Source organism: Catellatospora chokoriensis, from assembly GCF_011297315.1.
GTDB classification, from domain to species: domain Bacteria; phylum Actinomycetota; class Actinomycetes; order Mycobacteriales; family Micromonosporaceae; genus Catellatospora; species Catellatospora citrea.
In genome coordinates this window covers 16,660-37,068 of record NZ_JAAOTI010000029.1, presented here as the reverse complement: position 1 = coordinate 37,068, position 20,409 = coordinate 16,660, and the positions used below count along the sequence as shown (strand labels likewise).

At 72.0% G+C, this 20,409-nt stretch carries 21 protein-coding genes; 10 read left to right on the top strand and 11 right to left on the bottom strand.

Annotated features, from left to right (window positions below):
- Positions 1-305: 305 nt before the first annotated feature.
- Positions 306-1,745 (top strand): DUF4407 domain-containing protein, encoded by a 1,440-nt coding sequence (locus HAV39_RS33415; RefSeq protein WP_191843176.1) that lies wholly within the window; start codon positions 306-308, stop codon positions 1,743-1,745.
- Between the two features lie 113 nt (positions 1,746-1,858).
- Here HAV39_RS33415 and HAV39_RS33410 read toward each other — a convergent pair whose 3' ends face one another.
- Positions 1,859-2,647 carry an LOG family protein gene (locus tag HAV39_RS33410; RefSeq protein WP_120318134.1) on the bottom strand — a complete coding sequence of 263 codons (789 nt, stop codon included), beginning with the start codon at positions 2,645-2,647 and terminating at the stop codon, positions 1,859-1,861.
- A gap of 161 nt (positions 2,648-2,808) precedes the next feature.
- Between HAV39_RS33410 and HAV39_RS33405 the strand changes: the two genes are divergently transcribed.
- On the top strand, positions 2,809-2,946 hold the full coding sequence (locus tag HAV39_RS33405; RefSeq protein WP_191843175.1) for a hypothetical protein: 138 nt from the start codon (positions 2,809-2,811) through the stop codon (positions 2,944-2,946).
- 34 nt (positions 2,947-2,980) lie between these two features.
- Here HAV39_RS33405 and dapE read toward each other — a convergent pair whose 3' ends face one another.
- Positions 2,981-4,051: a succinyl-diaminopimelate desuccinylase gene (gene dapE, locus HAV39_RS33400; RefSeq protein WP_191843174.1), complete on the bottom strand. Its 1,071-nt coding sequence runs from the start codon at positions 4,049-4,051 to the stop codon at positions 2,981-2,983.
- Positions 4,052-4,069: 18 nt separating this feature from the next.
- Between dapE and HAV39_RS33395 the strand changes: the two genes are divergently transcribed.
- The 4 genes from HAV39_RS33395 to HAV39_RS33380 are packed head-to-tail and all read left to right on the top strand — an operon-like array spanning position 4,070 to position 8,801.
- A complete protein-coding gene (locus tag HAV39_RS33395) occupies positions 4,070-5,008 on the top strand; it encodes a DapH/DapD/GlmU-related protein (RefSeq protein ID WP_191843173.1) in 939 nt (312 codons plus the stop codon).
- Positions 5,009-5,050: 42 nt separating this feature from the next.
- Positions 5,051-5,983, top strand: a complete 933-nt coding sequence (locus tag HAV39_RS33390) for a hypothetical protein (RefSeq protein WP_191843172.1) — start codon at positions 5,051-5,053, stop codon at positions 5,981-5,983.
- Complete coding sequence (locus tag HAV39_RS33385) at positions 5,980-7,518, top strand: hypothetical protein (protein WP_191843171.1); 1,539 nt, start codon at positions 5,980-5,982, stop codon at positions 7,516-7,518. The genes HAV39_RS33390 and HAV39_RS33385 overlap by 4 nt, the downstream gene beginning before the upstream one ends.
- Positions 7,515-8,801 (top strand): AAA family ATPase, encoded by a 1,287-nt coding sequence (locus HAV39_RS33380; RefSeq protein ID WP_191843170.1) that lies wholly within the window; start codon positions 7,515-7,517, stop codon positions 8,799-8,801. The genes HAV39_RS33385 and HAV39_RS33380 overlap by 4 nt, the downstream gene beginning before the upstream one ends.
- Before the next feature lie 25 nt (positions 8,802-8,826).
- On the opposite strand, the gene HAV39_RS33375 is transcribed toward HAV39_RS33380, so the two are convergent.
- Genes HAV39_RS33375 through fdxA form a run of 4 tightly spaced genes read right to left on the bottom strand, consistent with a single transcriptional unit; the run spans position 8,827 to position 11,068 of the window.
- Positions 8,827-9,051, bottom strand: coding sequence for a hypothetical protein (locus HAV39_RS33375; RefSeq protein WP_191843169.1), 225 nt, complete (start codon positions 9,049-9,051; stop codon positions 8,827-8,829).
- A complete protein-coding gene (locus tag HAV39_RS33370) occupies positions 9,048-9,575 on the bottom strand; it encodes an AAA family ATPase (RefSeq protein WP_191843168.1) in 528 nt (175 codons plus the stop codon). Before HAV39_RS33370 ends, HAV39_RS33375 begins: the two co-directional genes overlap by 4 nt.
- Before the next feature lie 60 nt (positions 9,576-9,635).
- Positions 9,636-10,709: a succinyldiaminopimelate transaminase gene (gene dapC / locus HAV39_RS33365; RefSeq protein ID WP_239120426.1), complete on the bottom strand. Its 1,074-nt coding sequence runs from the start codon at positions 10,707-10,709 to the stop codon at positions 9,636-9,638.
- Between the two features lie 32 nt (positions 10,710-10,741).
- Positions 10,742-11,068: a ferredoxin gene (fdxA, locus tag HAV39_RS33360; RefSeq protein ID WP_120318129.1), complete on the bottom strand. Its 327-nt coding sequence runs from the start codon at positions 11,066-11,068 to the stop codon at positions 10,742-10,744.
- A gap of 106 nt (positions 11,069-11,174) precedes the next feature.
- Between fdxA and HAV39_RS33355 the strand changes: the two genes are divergently transcribed.
- Complete coding sequence (locus HAV39_RS33355; RefSeq protein ID WP_191843166.1) at positions 11,175-12,125, top strand: GNAT family N-acetyltransferase; 951 nt, start codon at positions 11,175-11,177, stop codon at positions 12,123-12,125.
- A 34-nt stretch (positions 12,126-12,159) separates the two neighbouring features.
- Positions 12,160-12,978, top strand: a complete 819-nt coding sequence (locus HAV39_RS33350; RefSeq protein ID WP_191843165.1) for a hypothetical protein — start codon at positions 12,160-12,162, stop codon at positions 12,976-12,978.
- A 51-nt stretch (positions 12,979-13,029) separates the two neighbouring features.
- On the opposite strand, the gene HAV39_RS33345 is transcribed toward HAV39_RS33350, so the two are convergent.
- The gene (locus HAV39_RS33345) at positions 13,030-13,479 is read right to left on the bottom strand and encodes a hypothetical protein (RefSeq protein WP_191843164.1); all 450 of its coding nucleotides are present in this window, start codon (positions 13,477-13,479) and stop codon (positions 13,030-13,032) included.
- A gap of 10 nt (positions 13,480-13,489) precedes the next feature.
- Positions 13,490-15,202, bottom strand: coding sequence for a VanW family protein (locus HAV39_RS33340; protein ID WP_239120417.1), 1,713 nt, complete (start codon positions 15,200-15,202; stop codon positions 13,490-13,492).
- 90 nt (positions 15,203-15,292) lie between these two features.
- Here HAV39_RS33340 and HAV39_RS33335 point away from each other — a divergent pair, with 90 nt between their 5' ends.
- Positions 15,293-16,702: a DUF2254 domain-containing protein gene (locus HAV39_RS33335; protein ID WP_191843163.1), complete on the top strand. Its 1,410-nt coding sequence runs from the start codon at positions 15,293-15,295 to the stop codon at positions 16,700-16,702.
- A 10-nt stretch (positions 16,703-16,712) separates the two neighbouring features.
- Here HAV39_RS33335 and HAV39_RS33330 read toward each other — a convergent pair whose 3' ends face one another.
- Positions 16,713-18,167 carry a DUF6923 family protein gene (locus HAV39_RS33330; protein WP_191843162.1) on the bottom strand — a complete coding sequence of 485 codons (1,455 nt, stop codon included), beginning with the start codon at positions 18,165-18,167 and terminating at the stop codon, positions 16,713-16,715.
- A 58-nt stretch (positions 18,168-18,225) separates the two neighbouring features.
- Between HAV39_RS33330 and HAV39_RS33325 the strand changes: the two genes are divergently transcribed.
- Positions 18,226-18,981, top strand: a complete 756-nt coding sequence (locus tag HAV39_RS33325) for a bestrophin-like domain (protein WP_191843161.1) — start codon at positions 18,226-18,228, stop codon at positions 18,979-18,981.
- Between the two features lie 90 nt (positions 18,982-19,071).
- On the opposite strand, the gene HAV39_RS33320 is transcribed toward HAV39_RS33325, so the two are convergent.
- Positions 19,072-19,488 carry a hypothetical protein gene (locus HAV39_RS33320; protein WP_191843160.1) on the bottom strand — a complete coding sequence of 139 codons (417 nt, stop codon included), beginning with the start codon at positions 19,486-19,488 and terminating at the stop codon, positions 19,072-19,074.
- Positions 19,485-20,363: an N-acetyl-1-D-myo-inositol-2-amino-2-deoxy-alpha-D-glucopyranoside deacetylase gene (gene mshB / locus HAV39_RS33315; RefSeq protein ID WP_191843159.1), complete on the bottom strand. Its 879-nt coding sequence runs from the start codon at positions 20,361-20,363 to the stop codon at positions 19,485-19,487. Before mshB ends, HAV39_RS33320 begins: the two co-directional genes overlap by 4 nt.
- Between the last annotated feature and the right edge of the window lie 46 nt (positions 20,364-20,409).

Sequence of the window (20,409 nt, the reverse complement as noted above, 5' to 3'; positions counted from 1 at the left end):
TGATGCTCCGTGACATCGAAGACTCGTTTCTGGAGGGAACGGAGGAACGATGGAACGCCTGAGACGCTCGAGGCGGAGCGGACGCCAGGAGGTGTAGGTGACTTTAGATTCCCTGTGTCGCCCACCACAAGGTTCTGCGTAATCTTTTCGTAACGCTGGCCCGGCAAATACAAGTAGCCATTAGGTTGTTGCGCTCTCAACGCAATTCCTTGCGAAGACTCATGTCGATCCCTGATGGGCGACGGCGCACTTAGGGGCAGACCCCGGCAACCACCGGACAGACACAGGCGTGTGTTGACGGGAAGATGGACCGCAACCTCACCGACAGGGAGCTCGGCGTGTACCCCTCGGAACCCCCAGCCCAGCCGGAAGGCGACCCACCGGGCCGCCACGCCCGTCCCTCCGATCCGGACGACACGGTGCCGCTACGGCCCACGGCCGCCCCCGCACCCGAGGAGCCCGGCCCGCCGACCGAGCCCGCCCCACCGGCTGAGCCCCGCCCGCCGCGGCGGCGACTGCCGCAAGCGCAGCTCGGGCGGCGGTTGCGGGTGCTGGCCGGCGTCGACGAGCGGCTGCTGGACCGGGTGCCGCAGGAGCGCGCCTGGTACACCTCACTCGGCGGGGTGGTGCTGGGCACCGCGACCATCGCCGCCATCTCCATGTACTTCGCGATCACCCAGGCGATGGGCGCGTCGAGCTGGCTGGCCGTGTTCCCGGTGCTGGTCTGGTTCCTGTTCATCCTGAACGTGGACCGGTGGCTGGTCTCCAGCCGGCTCGGGGAGGGCTGGTTCCGCCGGGTGCCCGTGCTGGCGATGCGCGTGCTGATGGCGTTCTTCTTCGGAGTGATCATCGCCGAGCCGCTGGTGCTGCGCATCTTCGAGACCGCGGTCATCCAGCACGTCGCCGACCAGCGCACCGAGGCCCTGGCGCAGCTGTCCGGGCGGCTCAAGACCTGCAACCCGGTGCCCGGCTCCACCGAGCCGCCCGCGCCCGCCGACTGCAAGGCCACCGAGACCTTCAACTTCGACCAGTCCCCGGTGGCGACGCTGCGCGAGCTGAGCACCCGCCGCGCCGACGCGGAAGCGCTGGCCAAGACGATCGACGGGGATTCGGCTCAGCTGCGCGCCATCAACGACATGGCCCGGCGGGAGTGCGTCGGCGACTCCGGGTCCGGGCTGACCGGTCAGCGCGGCGTCGGCCCCAACTGCCGCCGGCTGCGCGCCGAGGCCGATGCCTTCAAGCGCACCCGCCAGCTCGACGCCAACGGTGTGAAGCTGGTCAACCTGCGTACCCAGATCTCGGAACTGGAGTCGGCGGCGCGCACCTCGCACGCCGCGTTCGAGGCCGAACGCGAGACGAAGATCCAGGACCGGGTCGCCGAGGAGCGCAGCCACCAGGGGAAGATCGGCCTGCTGGAGCGCCTCGGGGCGCTGCACGACCTGGCCGACTCCAGCGGCGTGCTGGCGGTGGGCATCTGGGCGGTGCGCATCTTCTTCATCCTGGTCGACTGCATGCCGATCCTGGTGAAGTTCGTCGGCGGCTCCACCACCTACGACAAGCTGGTCAGCGCCCAGCTCGCGGTCGCCGAACGCGACCTCAACCACGACATCGAGGCCGAGTACGCCGAGCGCGAGGCCGTGCTCCGCAAACGCCGCGCCGAGATCGACCTGGAGATCCTGGAACACAAGGCCGAGCTCAACAGCCGCCTGCACCGCGCCGCCGACCGCCTCAGCGAGCGCGTCTGACGCGCTGGGGGTTGGTCGCTGCGACGATGATCGCTGTTTCGTGTCGGAAACTGCGGCGTGACCGCACCTTCTGACACGAAACAGCGATCATGGCCCGCAGCCGACCCACGGCCTCAGTCGGCGATGCCGCCGGAGGAGCGGATGGCCTGCTGCTCGGCGGCGAGGGCCTTGTCGGCGTGCGCGATGTGCTCGACCGCCTCGTCGACGTCGTCGGTGCACACGATGAGGTCCAGGTCCACTGCGTTGATCTTGCCGTCGGCCAGCATGGTGTCCCGCATCCAGGACAGCAGGCCGCTCCAGTAGGCCTTGCCCATCATCACCACCGGGAACCGGGTGACCTTCTCCGTCTGCACCAGGGTGAGCGCCTCGAACAGCTCGTCCATGGTGCCCATGCCGCCCGGCAGCACCACGAACGCCTGGGCGTACTTCACGAACATGGTCTTGCGCACGAAGAAGTAGCGGAAGTCGATGCCCATGTCGACCCACTCGTTCATGCCCTGCTCGAACGGCAGCTCGATGCCCAGGCCGACGGAGAGCCCGCCCGCCTCGGTGCATCCGCGGTTGGCCGCCTCCATCACCCCCGGCCCGCCACCGGTGATCACGGCGTATCCGGCCCGGGCCAGCGCCGCGCCCAGCCGCTCGGCCAGCTCGCACTCGGGCGAGTCGGCGGCACTGCGGGCGGAGCCGAACACGCTCACCGCTGGGGGAAGCTCACTGAGCGTGTCGAAGCCCTCGACGAATTCACTCAGGATGCGCAGCGTGCGCCACGAGTCGCGGACCTTCCAATCCGGACGCCCCGCCGAGTCCAGCAGAGCCTGGTCCGCAGTGCCCGAGGACACCGCGTCGCGGCGCAGCGTCACCGGGCCCCGGTGCCGCTCGGGCCGATTGTTGCTTTGCGTCATGCCATCACCGTAGACCGGCTCGCTCGTTTACGTGACGACGCGGCGCGCACATCCGCAGCAAATTCCCAGCGGATTCCGCAACTTTTCGCCATGCTGTGGCGTCAAGGTTGTCATACCGCGTGGATTGAATAAGGCCGACGACGAGGGAGGCGATGAATGTGATGACCCGCAGCGAGGTGCTCCGCCAGAGGCAGGCGATGCGCCAGCGCATCCGCGCCACCGTGCACGCCCGCCGCATCGCCATGGTGGTCGACGCCAAGGAGTTCGAGCCGGTCGAGGAGCCCACCGCGGCCCGCTGAGTCGTGCGGAGCCAGCCAGGCGGCGGGCTCCTGATCAGCTCGTCAGCCAGCGGCGCAGTAGGTCCGCGCCAGCTTCGATCTTGTCGAGCTCCACGAGCTCGTCGCGCTTGTGCGCCAGGTTGGGGTCACCCGGCCCGAAGTTGAGCGCGGGGATGCCCAGCGCCGCGAAGCGCGCCACATCGGTCCAGCCCAGCTTCGCCGCCGGCGTCGCCCCGGTCAGCGCCAGGAACTCGGCCGCGGGCGGCGCCGACAGTCCCGGCAGCGCCCCGGGCGCCGAGTCCGTGATCTCGATCTCGTAGCCGCCGAACACCTCCCGCAGGTGCGTCGCGGCCTGCTCCTCCGAGCGGTCCGGGGCGAAGCGGAAGTTCACCTCGATCTCGCACGCGTCGGGGATCACGTTGCCGGCCACCCCGCCGCTGACGGCCACCGCGTTCAGGCCCTCCCGGTACCGACAGCCGTCGATCTCGACCTCGCGCGCCTGGTAGTCCGACAGCCGCCGGAGCACCTCGCCCGCCTTGTGGATCGCGTTGTCGCCGAGCCACGAGCGGGCCGCGTGCGCCCGCACGCCGGTGGTCCGCACCCGCGCCCGCATGGTGCCCTGGCAGCCCGCCTCGACGATGCCGTACGTCGGCTCCAGCAGCACCGCGAAGTCGGCCTCCAGCAGCTCCGGCCGCTGGTCACCGACGATCTTCAAGCCGTTGCGGACCGCCTCGACCTCCTCGCACTCATAGAAGAAGTACGTGACGTCGTAGCGGGGATCCGGGCAGGTCACGGCCAGGTGCAGCGCGATGGCGGTGCCGCTCTTCATGTCCGAGGTGCCGCAACCCCACATGATCTTGTCGTCCACGGTGGACGGGAAGTTGTCCGCGAGCGGAACGGTGTCCAGGTGCCCGGCCAGCACCACCCGCTGCGGGCGGCCCAGCTCGGTGCGCGCGATCACGGTGTGCCCGATGCGCTCCACGCGCAGGTGCGCGCAGGCTTCGAGGACCTCCTGCACCGCATCGGCGATCTCCTTCTCGTTTCCCGAGACCGATTCGATGTCGACCAGCGCACGGGTCAACGCGACGGGATCGACGAGCACCTGCGGCGTCAGCGGGTTCGGCATACCGGTAGCGTAGACACCGTGAGCAGCACACGTTCCGACCGGCCCGCCTGGGGCTTCGGTCTCGCCACCGTCAGCGGCGATCAGACGCTGGAGGTGTGGTATCCCACCGGCCAGCTCGGCCTGGACATCTGCGGCATCTCCGCGCTCGACCTCAAGGGCGCCGAGCCCGCCCTGCCCGGCCTGCGCATCGCGCGGGTCCACACGGTCATCCCCACCCTGGCCGAGCCGCCGCGCGACACCGCCGACGCGTACCTGCGCCTGCACCTGCTCTCGAACCGGCTCATCCAGCCGCACGAGGCCAACCTCGACGGCATCTTCGGGCTGCTGCCGAACAACGCCTGGACCTCGGCCGGCGTGTGCCCGCCCGACCGCGTCGACGAGCTGCGCCTGATCGAGCGCGCCGCCGGCCGCCACCTCGCCGTGTACGGCGTGGACAAGTTCCCGCGGATGACCGACTACGTGGTGCCCGCGGGCGTGCGCATCGCCGACGCCGACCGGGTGCGCCTCGGCGCGCACCTGGCGTCCGGCACCACGGTCATGCAGAAGGGCTTCGTCAACTTCAACGCCGGCACGCTGGGCACCTCCATGGTCGAGGGCAGCATCTCCGCGGGCGTCGTCGTCGGCGAGGGCTCCGACATCGGCGCGGGGGCGTCCATCATGGGCACCCTGTCCGGCGGCGGCAAGGAGACCATCAGCGTCGGGCAGCGCAGCCTGGTCGGCGCGAACGCCGGCATCGGCATCTCGCTCGGCGACGACTGCGTGGTCGAGGCCGGCTGCTACGTCACCGCGGGCACCAAGGTCACCCTGGTCTCCACCGGCGAGGTGGTCAAGGCGGCGACCCTGTCCGGCGCGTCCAACGTGCTGTTCCTGCGCAACTCGGTGACCGGCGCGGTCGAGGCCCGGCCGCGCACCGGCACCGGCATCGTGCTCAACGCGGCGCTGCACGCCAACGACTGATCCGCCCACGCCTGGGGAGGCACGCGCTTTGGGGGTGCTGGCTTGGATCCGCGACGGATAGCCGGGCTGCTCGACGCGCCCGGCTGCCGTCGCCGGCAGGCCCTGGACGCCGCGCAGGTCGACCTCGGGCTGCTGGCCGACGCCATCGGCGCGCCGCCGGGCGGGCAGAGCCCGTACGCCCGGGAGCGCGACGGCACCTTCACCCACCTGGCCACGGCTCGGCTGCCCGAACTGGTCGGACGGCACCTCGGCATCGACTGCGCCGCCGCCGTCGAGACGTCGGAGCTGCCGGTCGGCGCGGGCCTGTGGCTGTGGCGCGAACCGAAGTTGCGCCTGCGCGACCTGCCGGTCACCCCCGGCCAGATCGTGCTGGCCGGCGACGGCACCCGCCTGTTCCCGGTCGAGATCAGGTCGTACGCCTGCCTGGACGGTCACGCCGACCCGACCAAGGTCGCCGGAACCGCCCGTGAGCTGGCCGTGGTGGTGGCCGCGCTGCGGCAGGCCGCCCCGGTGCCGGAGCGGGTCAGCAGCCGCTGCCTGCTGGTGCTGCCGCGCAACTTCGGCCTCGCCCCCGTCGGCACCCTGCTCGACGTCGCACCCCAGGTGCGCCGCCTGGGCTGGTCGCTGGACCGGCTCGACGCCGTCGACCTGCCCGCGCGGCTGCGCGTGCCCGAGCTGGGCGGACCGGCGCTGGTCGACGCGCTGACCGCGGTCGAGGCGCGGTTCGGCGACGGCTGCCCGAGCTGTCCGATGTACACCCACTGCCGCCAGGACGCCGAGCAGACCGGCACGGTCGCCCGCGCGGGCGGCGCCGCGGCGAACCTGTGCGGCCCGGTCGGCACGGCCGTGCACGCGCTGGCCCTGGCCCACGGCGAGCGCACCCCGTCCGGGGAGGCGGAACAGGCCATCGCGGACGAGCTGGCCCGCGCCGCGGCGGCGTACGGTTGGGCGACCGGCGGACGGAGCATCCCGTGAGCCTCGACGTCTACCAGCGGCTGCTCGCGCTGTCACGGGCCCGTGCCGTGCCCGCGGCCTCCCGCGCCCACCGGCACCTGTCGCCACGGCCCTGGCTGCTCACCGGATACCACCTGGCAGGCGAACCGTCCGCGCCGGTCGCGATCCGCTACGGCTCCTTCCGCGACTCCCCCAAGCTGCTCACCGTGGCCGAACCGCGGGACCGGGCGCTGCGCTTCGCCGCGCTCGGCGGCCTGGCCCGCGACCTGGCCACCTACCTGAGCCGCTACACCGTCACCGAACCCGTCGTCCGGGCCACCGGCAACGGCCGCGAGCTGGACGTCGACCAGTGCTGCGTGGACGCCCCGCAGCTGGTGGTGCCCAACGAGGCCACCGCGCACTGGGTCGGCCTGCTCGGGCAGTACCTGCGCACCCTCGACGACCCGGTGCTCGCCGCCGCCGGGGCGCACCTGGGCTGGATCGCCTCGCGCCGCCACCTGCCCGGCTCCAACGTGCTGCTGACGGCGACCGACCTGCTCACCGCGCACTGGCGCACCGGCCAGCTGCCCACCGAGGACGGGCACCTGGGCCGGCTGCTGGCCTGGATCGAGCCGCCCGCCGGGGTTGACGCCTGGCAGGCCGCCCGCGACGCCGAGGCGATGCCGCCGGCCGGCCCGGCCAGCGACCCGTCCTGGGACCAGGTCGTGCTGCGTCCCGCCCTGGAGCGGGCCAAGCAGCAGGGCGACGTACGCCGGCTCAAGCTGGCCGCCGCCGAGGTGCTCGACGGGGCGTGGCGCGACACCTGGGCGGCGATCGACCTGGTGCGGATGCTGCCGCCGGGCGAGCACGTGGCCAAGCGCTGGGAGTCCGACCGCTGGTCGTGGACCCGGCACCGGGAACGGGTGCTGGCGGGCACGGTGTCGTTCAGCGCGCGGCTGTCCGACGTGCCGGCATACCGCTTCCTGCACGAGCTGGAGACCCGCACGGCCGCCCTGGACCGGCAGATGGCCCTGGACGATCCCCTGGTCATGGCCCGCTACCTGGCCACCGGCGAGGCCGTCGCCGGGGTCGTCATCAAGCGCGACCCCGAGCACACGGTGGTCAACTCCGGCGGCCGCTCGGTGCTGCGGCCCCTGCTGTGGGTGCGCACGGGGTCCGCGTTCGACCGGCCCGCGGGCACCGAACTGTGGTGGGGCAAGGTCGGCATGGCAGTGCGCGGCTCCACCGACGACACCGTCGAGCTGATGGTCACCAGCGGCGCGGTGACCCGGCCCAAGCTGGGCCTGCTGCCCGACGCCGACGCCGAGGTGGTGTTGGCCCCGTTCGGCCCGCAGCAGTACTTCCCCGACAACCTGCCCGACGAGCTGCCCTGGCCGACCCGCTCGTCCCGCCCGAAACCCGCCCCCGAACCCGAGCTGGACGACGACCTGGACACCGACCTGGCGATCGCCGCCCGGCAATCCGGGACCGCGACCGATCCGGACATCGCACCCGGCCGCGTTCCCGGGCCCCGAGCAGTGCCGGACCCGGCACGCGAGCCGCGAGGTGCGCAGTGAGCAGCGCCGGCGCGCGGCATGAGGCCGCGATCGAGCAGGTCTGGGATCGGGTACGCGGCACCGACCGGGCCGTCGTCGTCGACTCCCCGCCCGGCGCGGGCAAGTCCACCCTCGTCCGGGAACTCGCGAAACGCCTGGTCGCGGTGGGCGAAAACGTGCCGATCGTGGTGCAGACCAACGACCAGGCCGACGACCTCGTGATCGCGCTCGCCGGGGCCGGGCTGTCCACCGGCCGCCTGCACGGCCAGGAGTGGACGCCCCCGACGGGCTGGCCGCGCACCAAGGTGCGCACCGGCACCAAGCTCGGCGAGCTCGGCGGCTGTGACGTCATCGTCGGCACCGCCGCGAAGTGGGCGTACGTCAAGGCCGACGAGCGCACCTGGCCGCTGGGCGTCATCGACGAGGCCTACCAGATGTCGGCGGCGGCGCTGGTGCGCGTCGGCCACCTGTTCGACCGGCTGCTGCTGGTCGGCGACCCGGGACAGCTCGCCCCGTTCACCGTCGCCGACGAGCACTCGGTGCGTTCGCTGGCCACCTGGCCGCTGGACACCGCCGCGGGCACCCTGCTGCGCCACCACCCGGACACCCCCGTCATCCCGCTGCCGGTGAGCTGGCGGCTCGCCCCGCACACCGCGCCGGTGATCTCCGACGCGTTCTACACCCGCGCGTTCACCGCCGGTGCCGCACCGACCGACCGGCGGCTCGAACTGGCCAGCCTCGCCCACCCCGCGCTGGCGCATGCCGCCGAGCACGGCTGGGCGCTGCTGGAACTGCCCGCCGCACACGTGCCACGCACCGACCCGGCGCTGGTCGCGACGCTCGCCGACCTGGTGCACCAGCTGGTGACCGCCGAGGTGTCCACGGTGGACCCGTCGGGGCCGCGGCCGCTGAGCCGGGCCGACGTCGCCGTCGGGGTGGTGCACCGCGACCAGAAGGCACACGTCGAAGCCGCACTGCAGCGCCGGGGCATCACCGAGGTCACCGTCGACACGGCAAACCGGCTGCAGGGGCGGCAGTACGAGGTGGTGCTGGCCTGGCACCCGCTCAGCGGGCGGCGCGACGCCAGCGCCTTCCACCTGGAGGCGGGACGGCTGTGCGTGCTGGCGTCCCGGCACCGGCAGGCGTGTGTCGTGGTGAGCCGGGCGGGGGTCGACGAGCAGCTGCACGCCTACCCGGCGGCGGAGCCGGTCTGGCTCGGCACCGACCCGCCGCAGGTCGACGGCTGGGAAGCCAACCGGGCCTTCCTGGAACGGCTCGCCCCGCACCGCATCCCGGCCCGCTGACCGCACCGGTCTCCGCGACCGCCGCCTAGCGCAGTTGCGCTCGGAGGTGCCGGTTCCGCAGGATCTGCGGAAGTTCAGGCTGACCCGAGAAGACCACTTCGGCGCCCGGCCGCATGGCGTGGGCGAGCATCGCCGCGATGACCTCCGCGAACGGCTGCTTCCTGATGGTGAGCACGCATTCGGCCATGCTCCGGCGATCGTCTTCCTCGTACGCTTGCGCCCAGCGGGGCAGGGCAAGGCCGGCGATCACACGACGTGCCCGCTGACGGCCTTCCACCAGGATGGGCCGGTTGCGGCCAGCCTACGGAACGGCCCGTGCGCGGCACAGAACCATCCGGTGGGATTGTCCTGCCAGGGGCCTCTCCGCGGAGCCGTCTTGGGACCTGTCTCCCCCAGCGACGGCTGCCGACCGGAACCAGCGACCTCCGGCTGAGCCCACGAGAGACCGGCCACGATGGGCGACCGGGGAAGGCCGCCGGCGCCGGCGAACTCGTCGAATGAGGGCTCGTAGTCCAGGTGAACCTTCACGTCGGCGTCAGGCTGGCCGACGGATATCCAGTTCTCGAAGTCCGGTACGAGGTTGCGGGCCGCTGCCGGGCCGCCCACCGCCAACGCCACGGCTCGTAGCAGCGACGTCTTTCCCGACCCGTTCCGCCCGGCGATGACGGTCCAGCCGGCGTAGGTGCCGTCGTCACGCCGGCCGAGTTCGAGGTCCACCGACTTGGCACCGCGAAAGCCCCGGATGTTACGAACTTCGATCCTGGTGATGTACATCCGTGCCCTCACCGTCCGGACGGGTCAGCCTCGCAAAATCGTCATTCCGCCGAAGTCGCGCTAGCCGATGTCCAGCCGGGTCACGGCCGCGCGGACCCGCTCGTCGGTGGCGGTGAGTGCCACCCGCACGTGCTTCGCGCCGCCGGGTCCGTAGATCGCGCCCGGCGCGACCAGCACACCCAGCTCGGCCAGCGCGTCGACGGTCGCCCAGCAGTCCTCGCCGCGGGTCGCCCACAGGTAGAGCCCGGCCTCGGAGTGCTCGATGGTGAACCCCGCGCCGAGCAGCGCTCCCCGCAGCAGCTCGCGGCGGGCGGCGTAGCGGGCCCGCTGCTCATCCACATGCGACTCGTCGGCCAGCGCCGCGATCATGGCGGCCTGCACCGGCGCGGGCATGATCATGCCCGCGTGCTTGCGGACCGCCAGCAGCTCGCCGACCAGGTCAGCGTCACCGGCGACGAAGCCGGCCCGGTAGCCGGCCAGGTTGGACCGCTTGGACAGCGAGTGGACCGCCAGCACCCCGGTGAAGTCACCGTCGCACAGCGACAGCACCGAGACCGGCGTCGCGGTCCACGGCAGGGTCAGGTAGCACTCGTCACTGACCAGCACGGCTCCGGTGGCGCGGGCGTACGCGATCCAGGCGCGCAGCTCGGCCTCGGAGGCGACCCGGCCGTGCGGGTTGCCCGGCGAGTTGATCCAGATCAGGGCGGGGCGTTCCCCCGCGGGCGGGGTGTCGGCCCGCAGCACCCGTGCCCCGGCGAGCTGCACGCCGACCTCGTACGTCGGGTAGCAGACCTCGGGGATGACCACGGTGTCGCCCGCGCCGACGCCGAGCAGCGTGGGCAGCCAGGCCACCAGCTCCTTGGAGCCGATCGTCGGCAGCACGCCGAACCCGGGCGCGGCGCCGCAGGAGCGGGCGACCCAGGCGGTGATCTCCTGGCGGAGCTCGGCGGTCCCCGCCGTCAGCGGGTAGCCGGGGGCGTCGGACGCCTCGGCCAGCGCCTTGCGGATGACCGCGGGCACCGGGTCGACGGGCGTGCCGATGGACAGGTCCACGATGCCGTCAGGGTGCGCGGCGGCACGCCGCTTCGACGGCTCCAGCAGGTCCCAGGGAAAGTCGGGCAGGCCGGCGGAGATCCTCCGCCGGCCTGCACCGGAAACCGGCGTGCTCAGTGGTCGCCTTCCTTGGCGGGCTGGGCCGCGACGAACGGCGCGTCCGCGCTGATCTTGCCGATCTTCGAGGCGCCACCGGGCGAGCCGAGCTCGTTGAAGAACTCGTAGTTCGCGGTGGTGTAGTCGCGCCACTGCTCCGGCACGTCGTCCTCGTAGAAGATCGCCTCCACCGGGCAGACCGGCTCACAGGCACCGCAGTCGACGCACTCGTCCGGGTGGATGTAGAGCATGCGGTTGCCCTCGTAGATGCAGTCGACAGGGCACTCCTCGATGCAGGCCTTGTCGAGCACATCGACGCACGGCTCGGCGATGATGTAGGTCACGGGTCGTCCCTCCACGCACTCTCATACGGAACATGACAGTGCACGTTCCGCCGCTCCACGCGGCCAAGTCAAAGCCTAGTATCCGGGTGAGGGAGGTAGGTAGTCAGTGTTGGCTAAGAGTGATCTCGGGTCCCGCGTGGTGGTACGCAGATTCGCCGGATACCGGGATGATCGCCCGCAGTTCACCGATCTGCTGGGCGATCTCACCGAGGTCGGGGACTCCTCCCTCACCGTCGCGACCTCCCACGGAGTGGTCGTCGTGCCGCTGGCCGAGGTGCACCGAGCCAAGGTCGTGCCGGCGCGGCGCGGCCCGACCGCCCGTGAGATCGCGGCGCTGGAGCTGGCCGCCACCGAGGCCTGGCCGCCGCCGGTGGTCGAGGAGCTGGGCGCCTGGCGGCTGCGGGCGGCCGGCGGCTACACCGGCCGGGCCAACTCGGCGCTGCCGGTCGGCGACCCGGGCCTGCCGCTGCCCGCGGCGCTGGACGCGGTCGTCGGCTTCTACCGCCGCCAGGGACTGCCTCCGCAGGTCGACGTGCCGCTGCCGCTGGCCGCGAGCGTCGAGCGGGAGCTGATCAAAGCCGGCTGGCACGCCGAGTGCACGGTCGAGGTCCAGGTGTGCGCGCTCGACGAGCTGATCGCGGTGACGCCGCCCGGCGACGCGTTCGAGCTGAGCCGGGACATGTCCCCGGGCTTCCTGGCGATGGTGGCCGACGACCGGGGGCCGCTGCCCGAGGCCGCGCTGCACGTGCTGACGGCGGTGCCCGAGCTGGTGTTCGCCCAGCGGTACGACGACAGCGGAGAGCTACTGGCCCGGGCCCGCGGCACCGTCACCGGCAACGGCCGCTGGCTGGGTGTCTTCGGCGTGGAGACGGCTCACGCCGCGCGCCGGCGGGGCCTGGCCCAGGAGGCGATGGGCGTGCTGGCCCGCTGGGCCGCACGGCACGGCGCGACCGACGCCTTCCTGCAGGTCGAATCGCGCAACGCGCCGGCCCTGGCGATGTACGCCAAGCTCGGCTTCACCCGCCACCACCACTACACCCGCTACCAGCTTCGCTGACCGGCGCTGGACGCCCGGCGCTACCGTCTGCCGCGTGCGCCAGCTCCCCCACGCGAACCGGAAGGTGTCCCGCGACCCGGTGCGCACGCACCGGGCGTCCAGCTCCTGGTCGACCGCGCTCGGCTGCCTCGGGCTCAGCCTCGCCCTGTGCTGCGGGCTGAGTTTGCTGGTGGTCGGCGCAGCCGCGCTGGACCGTCACGTCGGCGGTTTCCCGGTCTACGGGCTGCTGCTGGCCGCCGGCGGCGTGGCCGCCATCGGGTACGGCCTGTGCGAGTGGTTCGGCCGGCGCGCGGCGGCCCGGTGGGCCGTCCGGTCCGGCGGAACCGCGTCCGTCGACCGCGCCGACTGGCCGCGGGCCATGCGCGAAGCCACCGGCCAGGTCACGGTGGGTTTCGCGGTGCGGACCACCGTCGGCGGTTTCCCCGTCGTCGTGGGCCGGGTCAAGTGGGAGGAGGACGGGGCCTGTCTGAGCGGCGCGGTGACGGTGTCCACCGGATCGGGCTCGTTCGCGGTGCTGAAACTGCCGACCGGGTACGCGTACACCACCGTGCAGCGGCGGGCGGCCGGCGGCAGGCGCGGGCAGGGTGAGGACGCGTTCTGGAACGAGTACCGGGTCATCATCGACGACATGACCTTCGCCGACCAGCTGATCTCGGCGGAGCTGCGCCGCGCCCATCTGCGCAGGCAGATCCCTCCGTGGGCGATCATCGACGACGAGTTGTACATCGTCCACCGGACGCTGCTCCCGCTCACCCCGAAACGCGCCCGGCGGCTGACGTCCCAACTGCTACGGGTCGCCGACCTCCTTCACATCTCCCCCGCCGACCCAGCCCCGCCGCCCGACGGGCGTTAAGAAGGGCACCTTCCACAACGCGGAGCGTTGTGGAAGGTGCCCTTCCTTTGATTAGACGCGGCGGGGGTGGGCTTTGGCGCGCTCGGCGAAGAGCTTGAGCTGCCTGGCGCGGTAGTCGGCGGCGAACGCGATCAGGCCGACCATGCCCAGGCCGGTGCCGATGGCGAAGACCGCGGCGTAGACCCAGACCTGGTTGAAGAACGCGCCCGCGCCGTGTGCGAACGGGCCTTCACCGGCCGCGAGCGGGCCGACGAAGATGCTCAGCAGGCAGGCGGCGAAGGCCGCGGCGCCCAGGTCGGCGACCACGCGCGACCACGGCCGCAGGCGGCCCCAGTACAGCGCCATCGCGAAGAACACGAGCCCGATCACACCCAGTGCGATGAACCCCGCCGTGGCTTCCGTGTCCGGATCGTCAATGCCCTTGGCCACCCATCGGGCGACCACATTGACCACGAACAGCACGCCGGCGATCACGCCTACCGGCAGCCACCGCTCCTTCATCGAAGCCTCCTCAGGGCTTGGCAGTCAACGGCGGCTTCTTCGCCTCGCACACGAACTGTGGCTCAGCGTTATACCGCCAGGTGAACTTCTCCCGCTTGATCTCTTTACCGTCCTTGCGGAAGATACGCCAGGCGTCCTGAGTAAAACCTTCGCTACCCTCAGTAGCGATGCAGGTCGGGCCGTCCTCGAGAGCGACCTTCTTCGGCTGCTCGATGTCGCGCTTCGGGTCGTACTGCGTCGTGATGCTGTCGTAGACCTTGGTCGACCACATGCTGACCGTCACCGAGCTGTCGGTGTGCGAGGTGTCGATGAGCACGCCGTACGGGGTGGTGTTGGTGAACCTGAGGTCCAGCGTCGGGTACATGATGGTCGACTCGATGACCGCCGGGTACCGCGTGAAGTAGTACGAGTGCGGCTTGTGCTCGACGTCCTTCATGCCCGCGTAGTACGACGCGTTGAAGATCGTCGTGGTGAACTGCGACGCGCCGCCGCCGACACCCGGGACCAGCTTGCCGTCCATGATCACGGGCGCGTCGTGGTAGCCCTCGGCGTAACCGCGGGGACCGGTGTGCCCGTTGAGCGAGAAGGTCTCGCCGGGCCGCACGATCGCCCCGTCGACCTCCTTCGCGATCTGCACGATGTTCTTGCTGCGCGGGCTGGACAGGCCACCGGTGAAGTACGTCGTGAAGCTGGAGACCTGCTCCTTGATGCCCAGCTCGGCGAGGTCGCCGGTGGTCGTCGCGGGCTTCACGTCCTTGAAGCCGGCCGACACGGCACGGTCGGCGCTCCGCTTGAGCACCGGCAGCAGGTCGCCGGCCAGCTTCGCGGTGTCGACCAGCGTGCCGCCGCTGGCGGCCACGACCTGCGGCGCGCCGCCGGAACCGTCGATGGTGGCGTTCTTCGGCTGCACCTCGACCTTGGCCAGCTCCTTGCCCAGCGCCTTGCGCAGCCGCTTGGCGTCGACCCGGCTGTAGAGCTCGCCCTTGGGGTCCGAGGTGATCACGAGGCTGGCCGCGATCGCCTTCGGCGACACCGTGACGGCGCCCTTGGGCGTGGTGACGGTGACCGGCGCGGACACCGCGGGCGTCGCCACTTCGGCGACCATCCGGTCGACGTCGTCCTTCGAGCTGACCGGGGCCTTCTCGCCCAGCGGCACCTCGACCTCGCCGCGCCGCAGCCAGCCGTCGCGGACAGCGTCCGCCGCCTCGGCGGCGTCGAGCCCGCGGCCCGCCTTCGGATACACGGGCTTGGGCGTGGTGCCGTCGAAGCCGACACCCGGCAGGGTCATCGCCGCGCCGGACTGCTGCGCCGCCGGGGCCAGCGCGGCCGCGAGCCGCGCCTCGTCGACGGAGACCACGGGTGCCACCTCGGCGCCGCCGAACAGGGTGGCGAAAGGGTTGTGGCCCCGCGACACGGCCCGCGCGACGGTCGCGTCCACGTCGACCGCCAGGCCGACGTCCTGCGGCTGCACCGTGGCGGTCTGCTCGCCGACGCGCACCGTCAGCGGCGCGGCCAGCTGGTCGGCCTTGCCGGCCAGGCCGGTGCGCAGCGCGTCGGCGGCCTCGGCCGCGGTGCCGCCGATGGAGATGCCGAGCACCTTCGCGCCGCGGGGCACATCGGCGCTGAAGGCGTGGCCGGCGAAGGCGCCGGTCGCGGTGAGCGCGAGGACGGAAGCCAGGGCGGCGATCAGCCAGCGTCGGTGGGGAACGGGGGCGACGGACAAGGCGGCACCTCATCATCATTGGTGGGAGACGTTGGCGACCAGGTTAGCGCGCTATATGAGGCTGGCCCACATTCGAGAAAATGGTGGCTAATGGCCGAGTTTGTCCGGCATGGTGACAGTGGGACGGCCGCCCACTACGAGCACGAGGTGGCCCCGCACGTGCGCCGGTTGCGCTCCCGGGCGCTGCGCGACCGCCTGGCGGAGAGCCTGCTGTTCCTGCCGATCCTGATGCTCGCCGCTTCGATGATCATCGCGATGCTGCTCGCGGAGATCGACGAGCGCTACATGACCGACCCGGGCAAAGTGATGAGTTTCACCCCGGACGTCGCGATCACCCTGCTGGGCATCATCGCCGGTGCCATGATCACTACGGCCGGCGTGGTCTTCTCACTGCTGGTGGTCTCGCTCCAGCTGGCCAGTGGCCAGTTCTCGCCGCGGGTGCTGCGCGGTTTCTGGCGCGACCGCCACGGCCAGGTGCTCGTCGGCCTGCTGCTCAGCACGTTCGCGTTCTGCGTGCTGGCACTGGCGCGCGTCGACACCGCCGCCGACCACGCGCCCCCGCTGACCGTGGGCTTCGCCCTCCTGCTCACCCTGCTCTCGGTCATCGCGATCGTCGTCTACCTGGACCGGATCAGCCGCAACCAGTACGTCGGCCGGATCGTGCAGCGGGTCGCCCGGGAAACCCAGAGCCTGATCAGCGAAATGCCGTACGGGCCGCGCATCGGCGTCAAGATCGGCGAACCGGTCGACCCGCCCGACGTCGGCACCCTCGGCCGGCCGCTCATCGTCACCGCCGTCACCGACGGGTGGGTGCAGCAGCTGAGCCGGCGCGCCATCGTCGCGGCCGTGCCGCCGGACACGGTGGTGCGGCTGGAGACCCGCGTCGGCGCGTTCGTGACCGCGGGCACGCCCCTGGTCACCATGTGGCCGCCGCCGGACGACCCGGCCACGTCGGCCCGCCTGATCGCCGAGGCGGTCATCATCGGCGTCGCCCGCACCATGCAGCAGGACATCGACTTCGGGCTGCGCCAGCTCACCGACGTCGGCCTGCGCGCGCTGTCCCAGGCCGTCAACGACCCGACCACCGCGGTCGAGGTCATCCTGCGTATCGGCACGGTCATGCGCCCGCTGCTGCTGGCCGAGTGCCCCGCCCAGGCGATGCGCGACCAGGACGGCCGCGTCCTGCTCACCCCGTGCGACCTCGACCACACCGAGTACGTCAAGCACGCCTTCAACCAGCTGCGGCACTACGCCGCGCCGCACCCCAGCGTCGTGATCCCGCTGCTGCGGACCATGGGCATGCTGCGTGACTGCTGCCTGTCCGGCTACCGCGGCGAAGTGACCCCCGGCCGGGTACGCACCCTCGCCGCGCTGGACAAGCAGATCGAGCTGACGCTCGCGGGCGTACGCGCCACCGGCATGCTGCCCGCGGACCTCGCCATGGTGGAAGCCGCCGCGGCCGGTGCCCGCGGCGGCCCACCCGTCACCCGGCCGGCCTGAGCCCGGCAGGTCAGCGGCGACGCCGCCGAGCGGAGAGCAGCAGGCGACTGCCGGACAGGCCCAGGATGAAGATCACGACGGTGTTCCGGCCCGTCTCGACGACATCCCGGACGTGCCGCACCGGCTCCGGCGCGATCACCACGGACCGCCGCACCGGGCTCGGCGGGACGGACGGCGACGGCTCCGGGGACGGACTCGGCTCGGGCGACGGCTCCGGCGGCGCCTGCGGCTCGGGCAACGGCACGATCGGCGCCACCACCGCAGGTGACGGGCTCGGTGTCGGCGACAGGCTCGGACTCGGCGCCGGCGACGGACTCGGTGATGGACTCGGTGACGGACTAGGACTCGGTGACGGGGAGGGACTTGGACTCGGCGATGGGCTGGGGCTCGGCGACGGAGACGGGCTCGAGGACGGGGACGGCGATGGAGCCGGCGAAGGGCTGGGGCTAGGTGATGGCGAGGGGCTTGGCGACGGAGACGGGCTCGGGGACGGCGAAGGAGATGGCGACGGAGATGGCGACGGGCTCGGGGACGGGGACGGCGAAGGACTCGGCGATGGTGAGGGTGAAGGGCTCGGGGAGGGAGACGGGGACGGCGACGGACTGGGGCTCGGCGACGGTGACGGGCTCGGCGCGGCGGGCAGCCAGGCCGCGTCGGTGAGATACACCGGCTGCGAGGTGTCCAGCAGGGTCGCCGCCCCGGTGGACAGCGCGATGCGGTACTGCCGCAGCGCCCGGCCCAGCCCGTTGCCGGTCACGTACAGCGTGTCGCCGGTCAGCGCCACGGAGCCGTATGTCCCGCCCCGCCGCAGGTCACCCGTGAGAGCACTACTGCTGACCTGCCCGCTGACCGGGTCCACCGCGATCAGCCGGGGCGACGGCCCTGACGCGTCCACCCCCACCAGCGCCTGCCGGTACGGGTCGTAGTCCCAGTCCCCGACGCGCACCGGCACGGACAGCGCCACGTTCCTCGTGACCTGCCCGAACGTCGCCCCGCCGGCACGCACGTCGACCCCGATCAACCGCCCGCCGACCGGGAGCAGCAGTTCCCCACCGACGACGGCACCCGCATTCGCGCTGCTCAGAGACGCAGGGACCGGCCCGTGGTCGACGACCGTCCCATCCGGACCGATCGCGACGAGGTGGCCACCGCCCCCGAGCGGCACCAGCCGGAACCGGGCCGCGATGCCGTAGAGCAGGCCCTGCGCGGGGTCGTACCCGATGGCGTTGACGGTGTGTTGCAGCCAGACCCGGCGCAGCACCGCGCCGGTGCCGGGATGCAGACTGACCAGCTCGGACGGTGCGTTGGGCACCGCCGAACGCACCTGCAGCAGTTCACCCGCCGGCGCTGCGGCATGACCGAGCGCCGCGCGCGGGGTCAGCAGCGCGACGGCCGAGGGCAGGCCGATGGCCGTGGCCAGGAACAGCCCGACGACGAGGGGTCGAATTCTGGACGTCGCACGCATAGCATCTTGTATAGCCCTAAACGTCCCGTTTGGGCGAATAGTGTTTTTGGAGGAACTCATGCGGGCGTACGCGAGCGGTCTCCTGTGGTTTCTCGGCATCTGCGGCATCGCGGCGCTGGCCGTGGTGTTCATCCGCCGCTCGTGGCCACCGGACCGCCGCGCCGACACCCACGACGTGCTCAGCGTGGTGTTCTCGATGACCGGCACGCTGTACGCCGTGGTCGCCGCGTTCGTCTTCATCGACGTGTGGCAGATCGGCAACGACGCCCGCGACGCCACGTACCGGGAGGCGCAGGCGGTGCAGTCGGTGGCCTGGGCCGCCGAGAGCGGCCCGCCGGAGGTGCGCGCGGCGATCCACCTGCTGTCGCGCGCCTACCTGCGCGAGATCCTCGATCAGGAACTGCCCCGGCTGCGCGCCGGCAAGCCCGTCGGCGAGCAGGGCTGGGCGCTGCTGAACGATCTGCGGGAGGCGACGGCCCGGGTGCCGGTGCCGCCCGAGAGCGAGTCGCCGGAGGCCACCGTGCATGCGGTGATGCAGGCCCGGGAGGACCGGCTCGCCCTGGCGGACAAGCGGATCGGCGATGTGACCTGGTTCGCGCTGCTGTTCGGCGCGCTGCTGGCCGGGATGCCGATCCTGTTCTTCCGGTTCGACCACATCGGCACGCAGCTCGCCATGACCACCGCCGTGGTCGGCATGATCACGTTGCTGCTGTTCACGATCCACCAGATCGAGCGCCCGTTCACCAGCACCGAACGGGTCCCACCGACGGCCTACCAGAACGTCGTCCTCCGCCTTGACGCCCTCAACACCTGACCTGCCAGAAGGAAGGGCACCTTCTTGTCGCTATTGGTGCGGAAGGTGCCCTTCCTCACCACTCAGCGGTTCTGAGCAGGGCGGATACAGTCAGGACTGGTGGGGCGTGAGTTGCGGGGCGGCGGTCCGCGGCGGCGGCGCGGTGGTGCGCTTGCCGGCGCGGTAAGCGGCCGGGCCGACGAAGCCGATGCCGCCGGTGGCGAGCACCAGCAGGCCGAGCCAGGTCGCGGCGATCTGGTCGCCCTCCTGGGTGCCGCCCACCGCGAAGATCATGACGAGGAACCACGGCACCGCGGCGAGCCACCAGCCCCAGGCCAGGCCCGTGGCCGTGCGGGCGAACCAGCCCAGGAACAGGCTGACCAGCAGCGCCGTCGGCACGAGCCACACCGCGGGCCAGCCACCGATGCGGTACGGCGTGTAGACGGCCTCCAGCACCGCCGACGCGACGCCCAGGAAGACCGCGAGCACGCCCCCGAACCCGCGCAGGGCGAGGTCGAGCAGCTTCACCGCGCGGCGGGCGAGCCGTCGGGCAGGCCGCTGAACAGGTCCGTCTCCCAGCCGTACGGCCCGTCGCCGCGACCGCGGACCCCGTGCGCCAGCGTGTAGTGCTCGACGCCCATGAACTCCTGGCCGAAGTTGCCGGCGATGGAGTACAGCCAGGACGTCTCCGGGATCTGGGTGGCGTGCGCCTTCAGTGCGGCGACCTTGGCGTCGTGGTGGTCGGAGCCGTCGATGCAGGCCGCGACCTCCTCGTCGGGCGTGCCGAACGGGAAGTCGGCCACGTCGGTGACGGCGGCGAACGGGTTGTCCGTCGAGTCGGCCAGCGCCTCCACGCCTGCCTTGAGCACGCTCAGCGGCATGGCCGTCCAGTAGATCTTGGAGGGGCCGAAGCCGCGTTCCGCGGCGATCTCCGAGGCGCGCATGGCGACCCGGTGGGCCTGGATGTGGTCCGGGTGGCCGTAGAAGCCGTTCGCGTCGTACGTGACGACGACCTGGGGCCGCACCTCGTCCATGATCTCGACCAGGTGTGCCGACGCCGCTTCGAGGTCCGCGCCCCAGAAGCTGCGCGGGTGCTCGTTGGCGGGGGTGCCCATCATGCCCGAGTCCCGGTAGCGTCCCGCGCCGCCGAGCATCCGGTGGTCGATGTCGCCCAGCGCCGCCAGCGCGGTCCGCAGCTCGGTCAGCCGGTATCCGCCCAGCTGGTCGGCCTGGGCGGCCTCCAGCTGCGCGAGCTCGGGCACGTGGATCTCGCCCTCCTCGCCGAGGGTGCACGTCACCAGCGTGACGTGTGCGCCCTGCGCCGCGTAGTGAGCCATGGTCGCGCCGGTCCCGATCGACTCGTCGTCGGGGTGCGCGTGCACGAAGAGGATGCTGCGAGCCACCCGGTCACTCTAGCCCGCATCAGGCAAACCGCCACGCGCCTGCCTC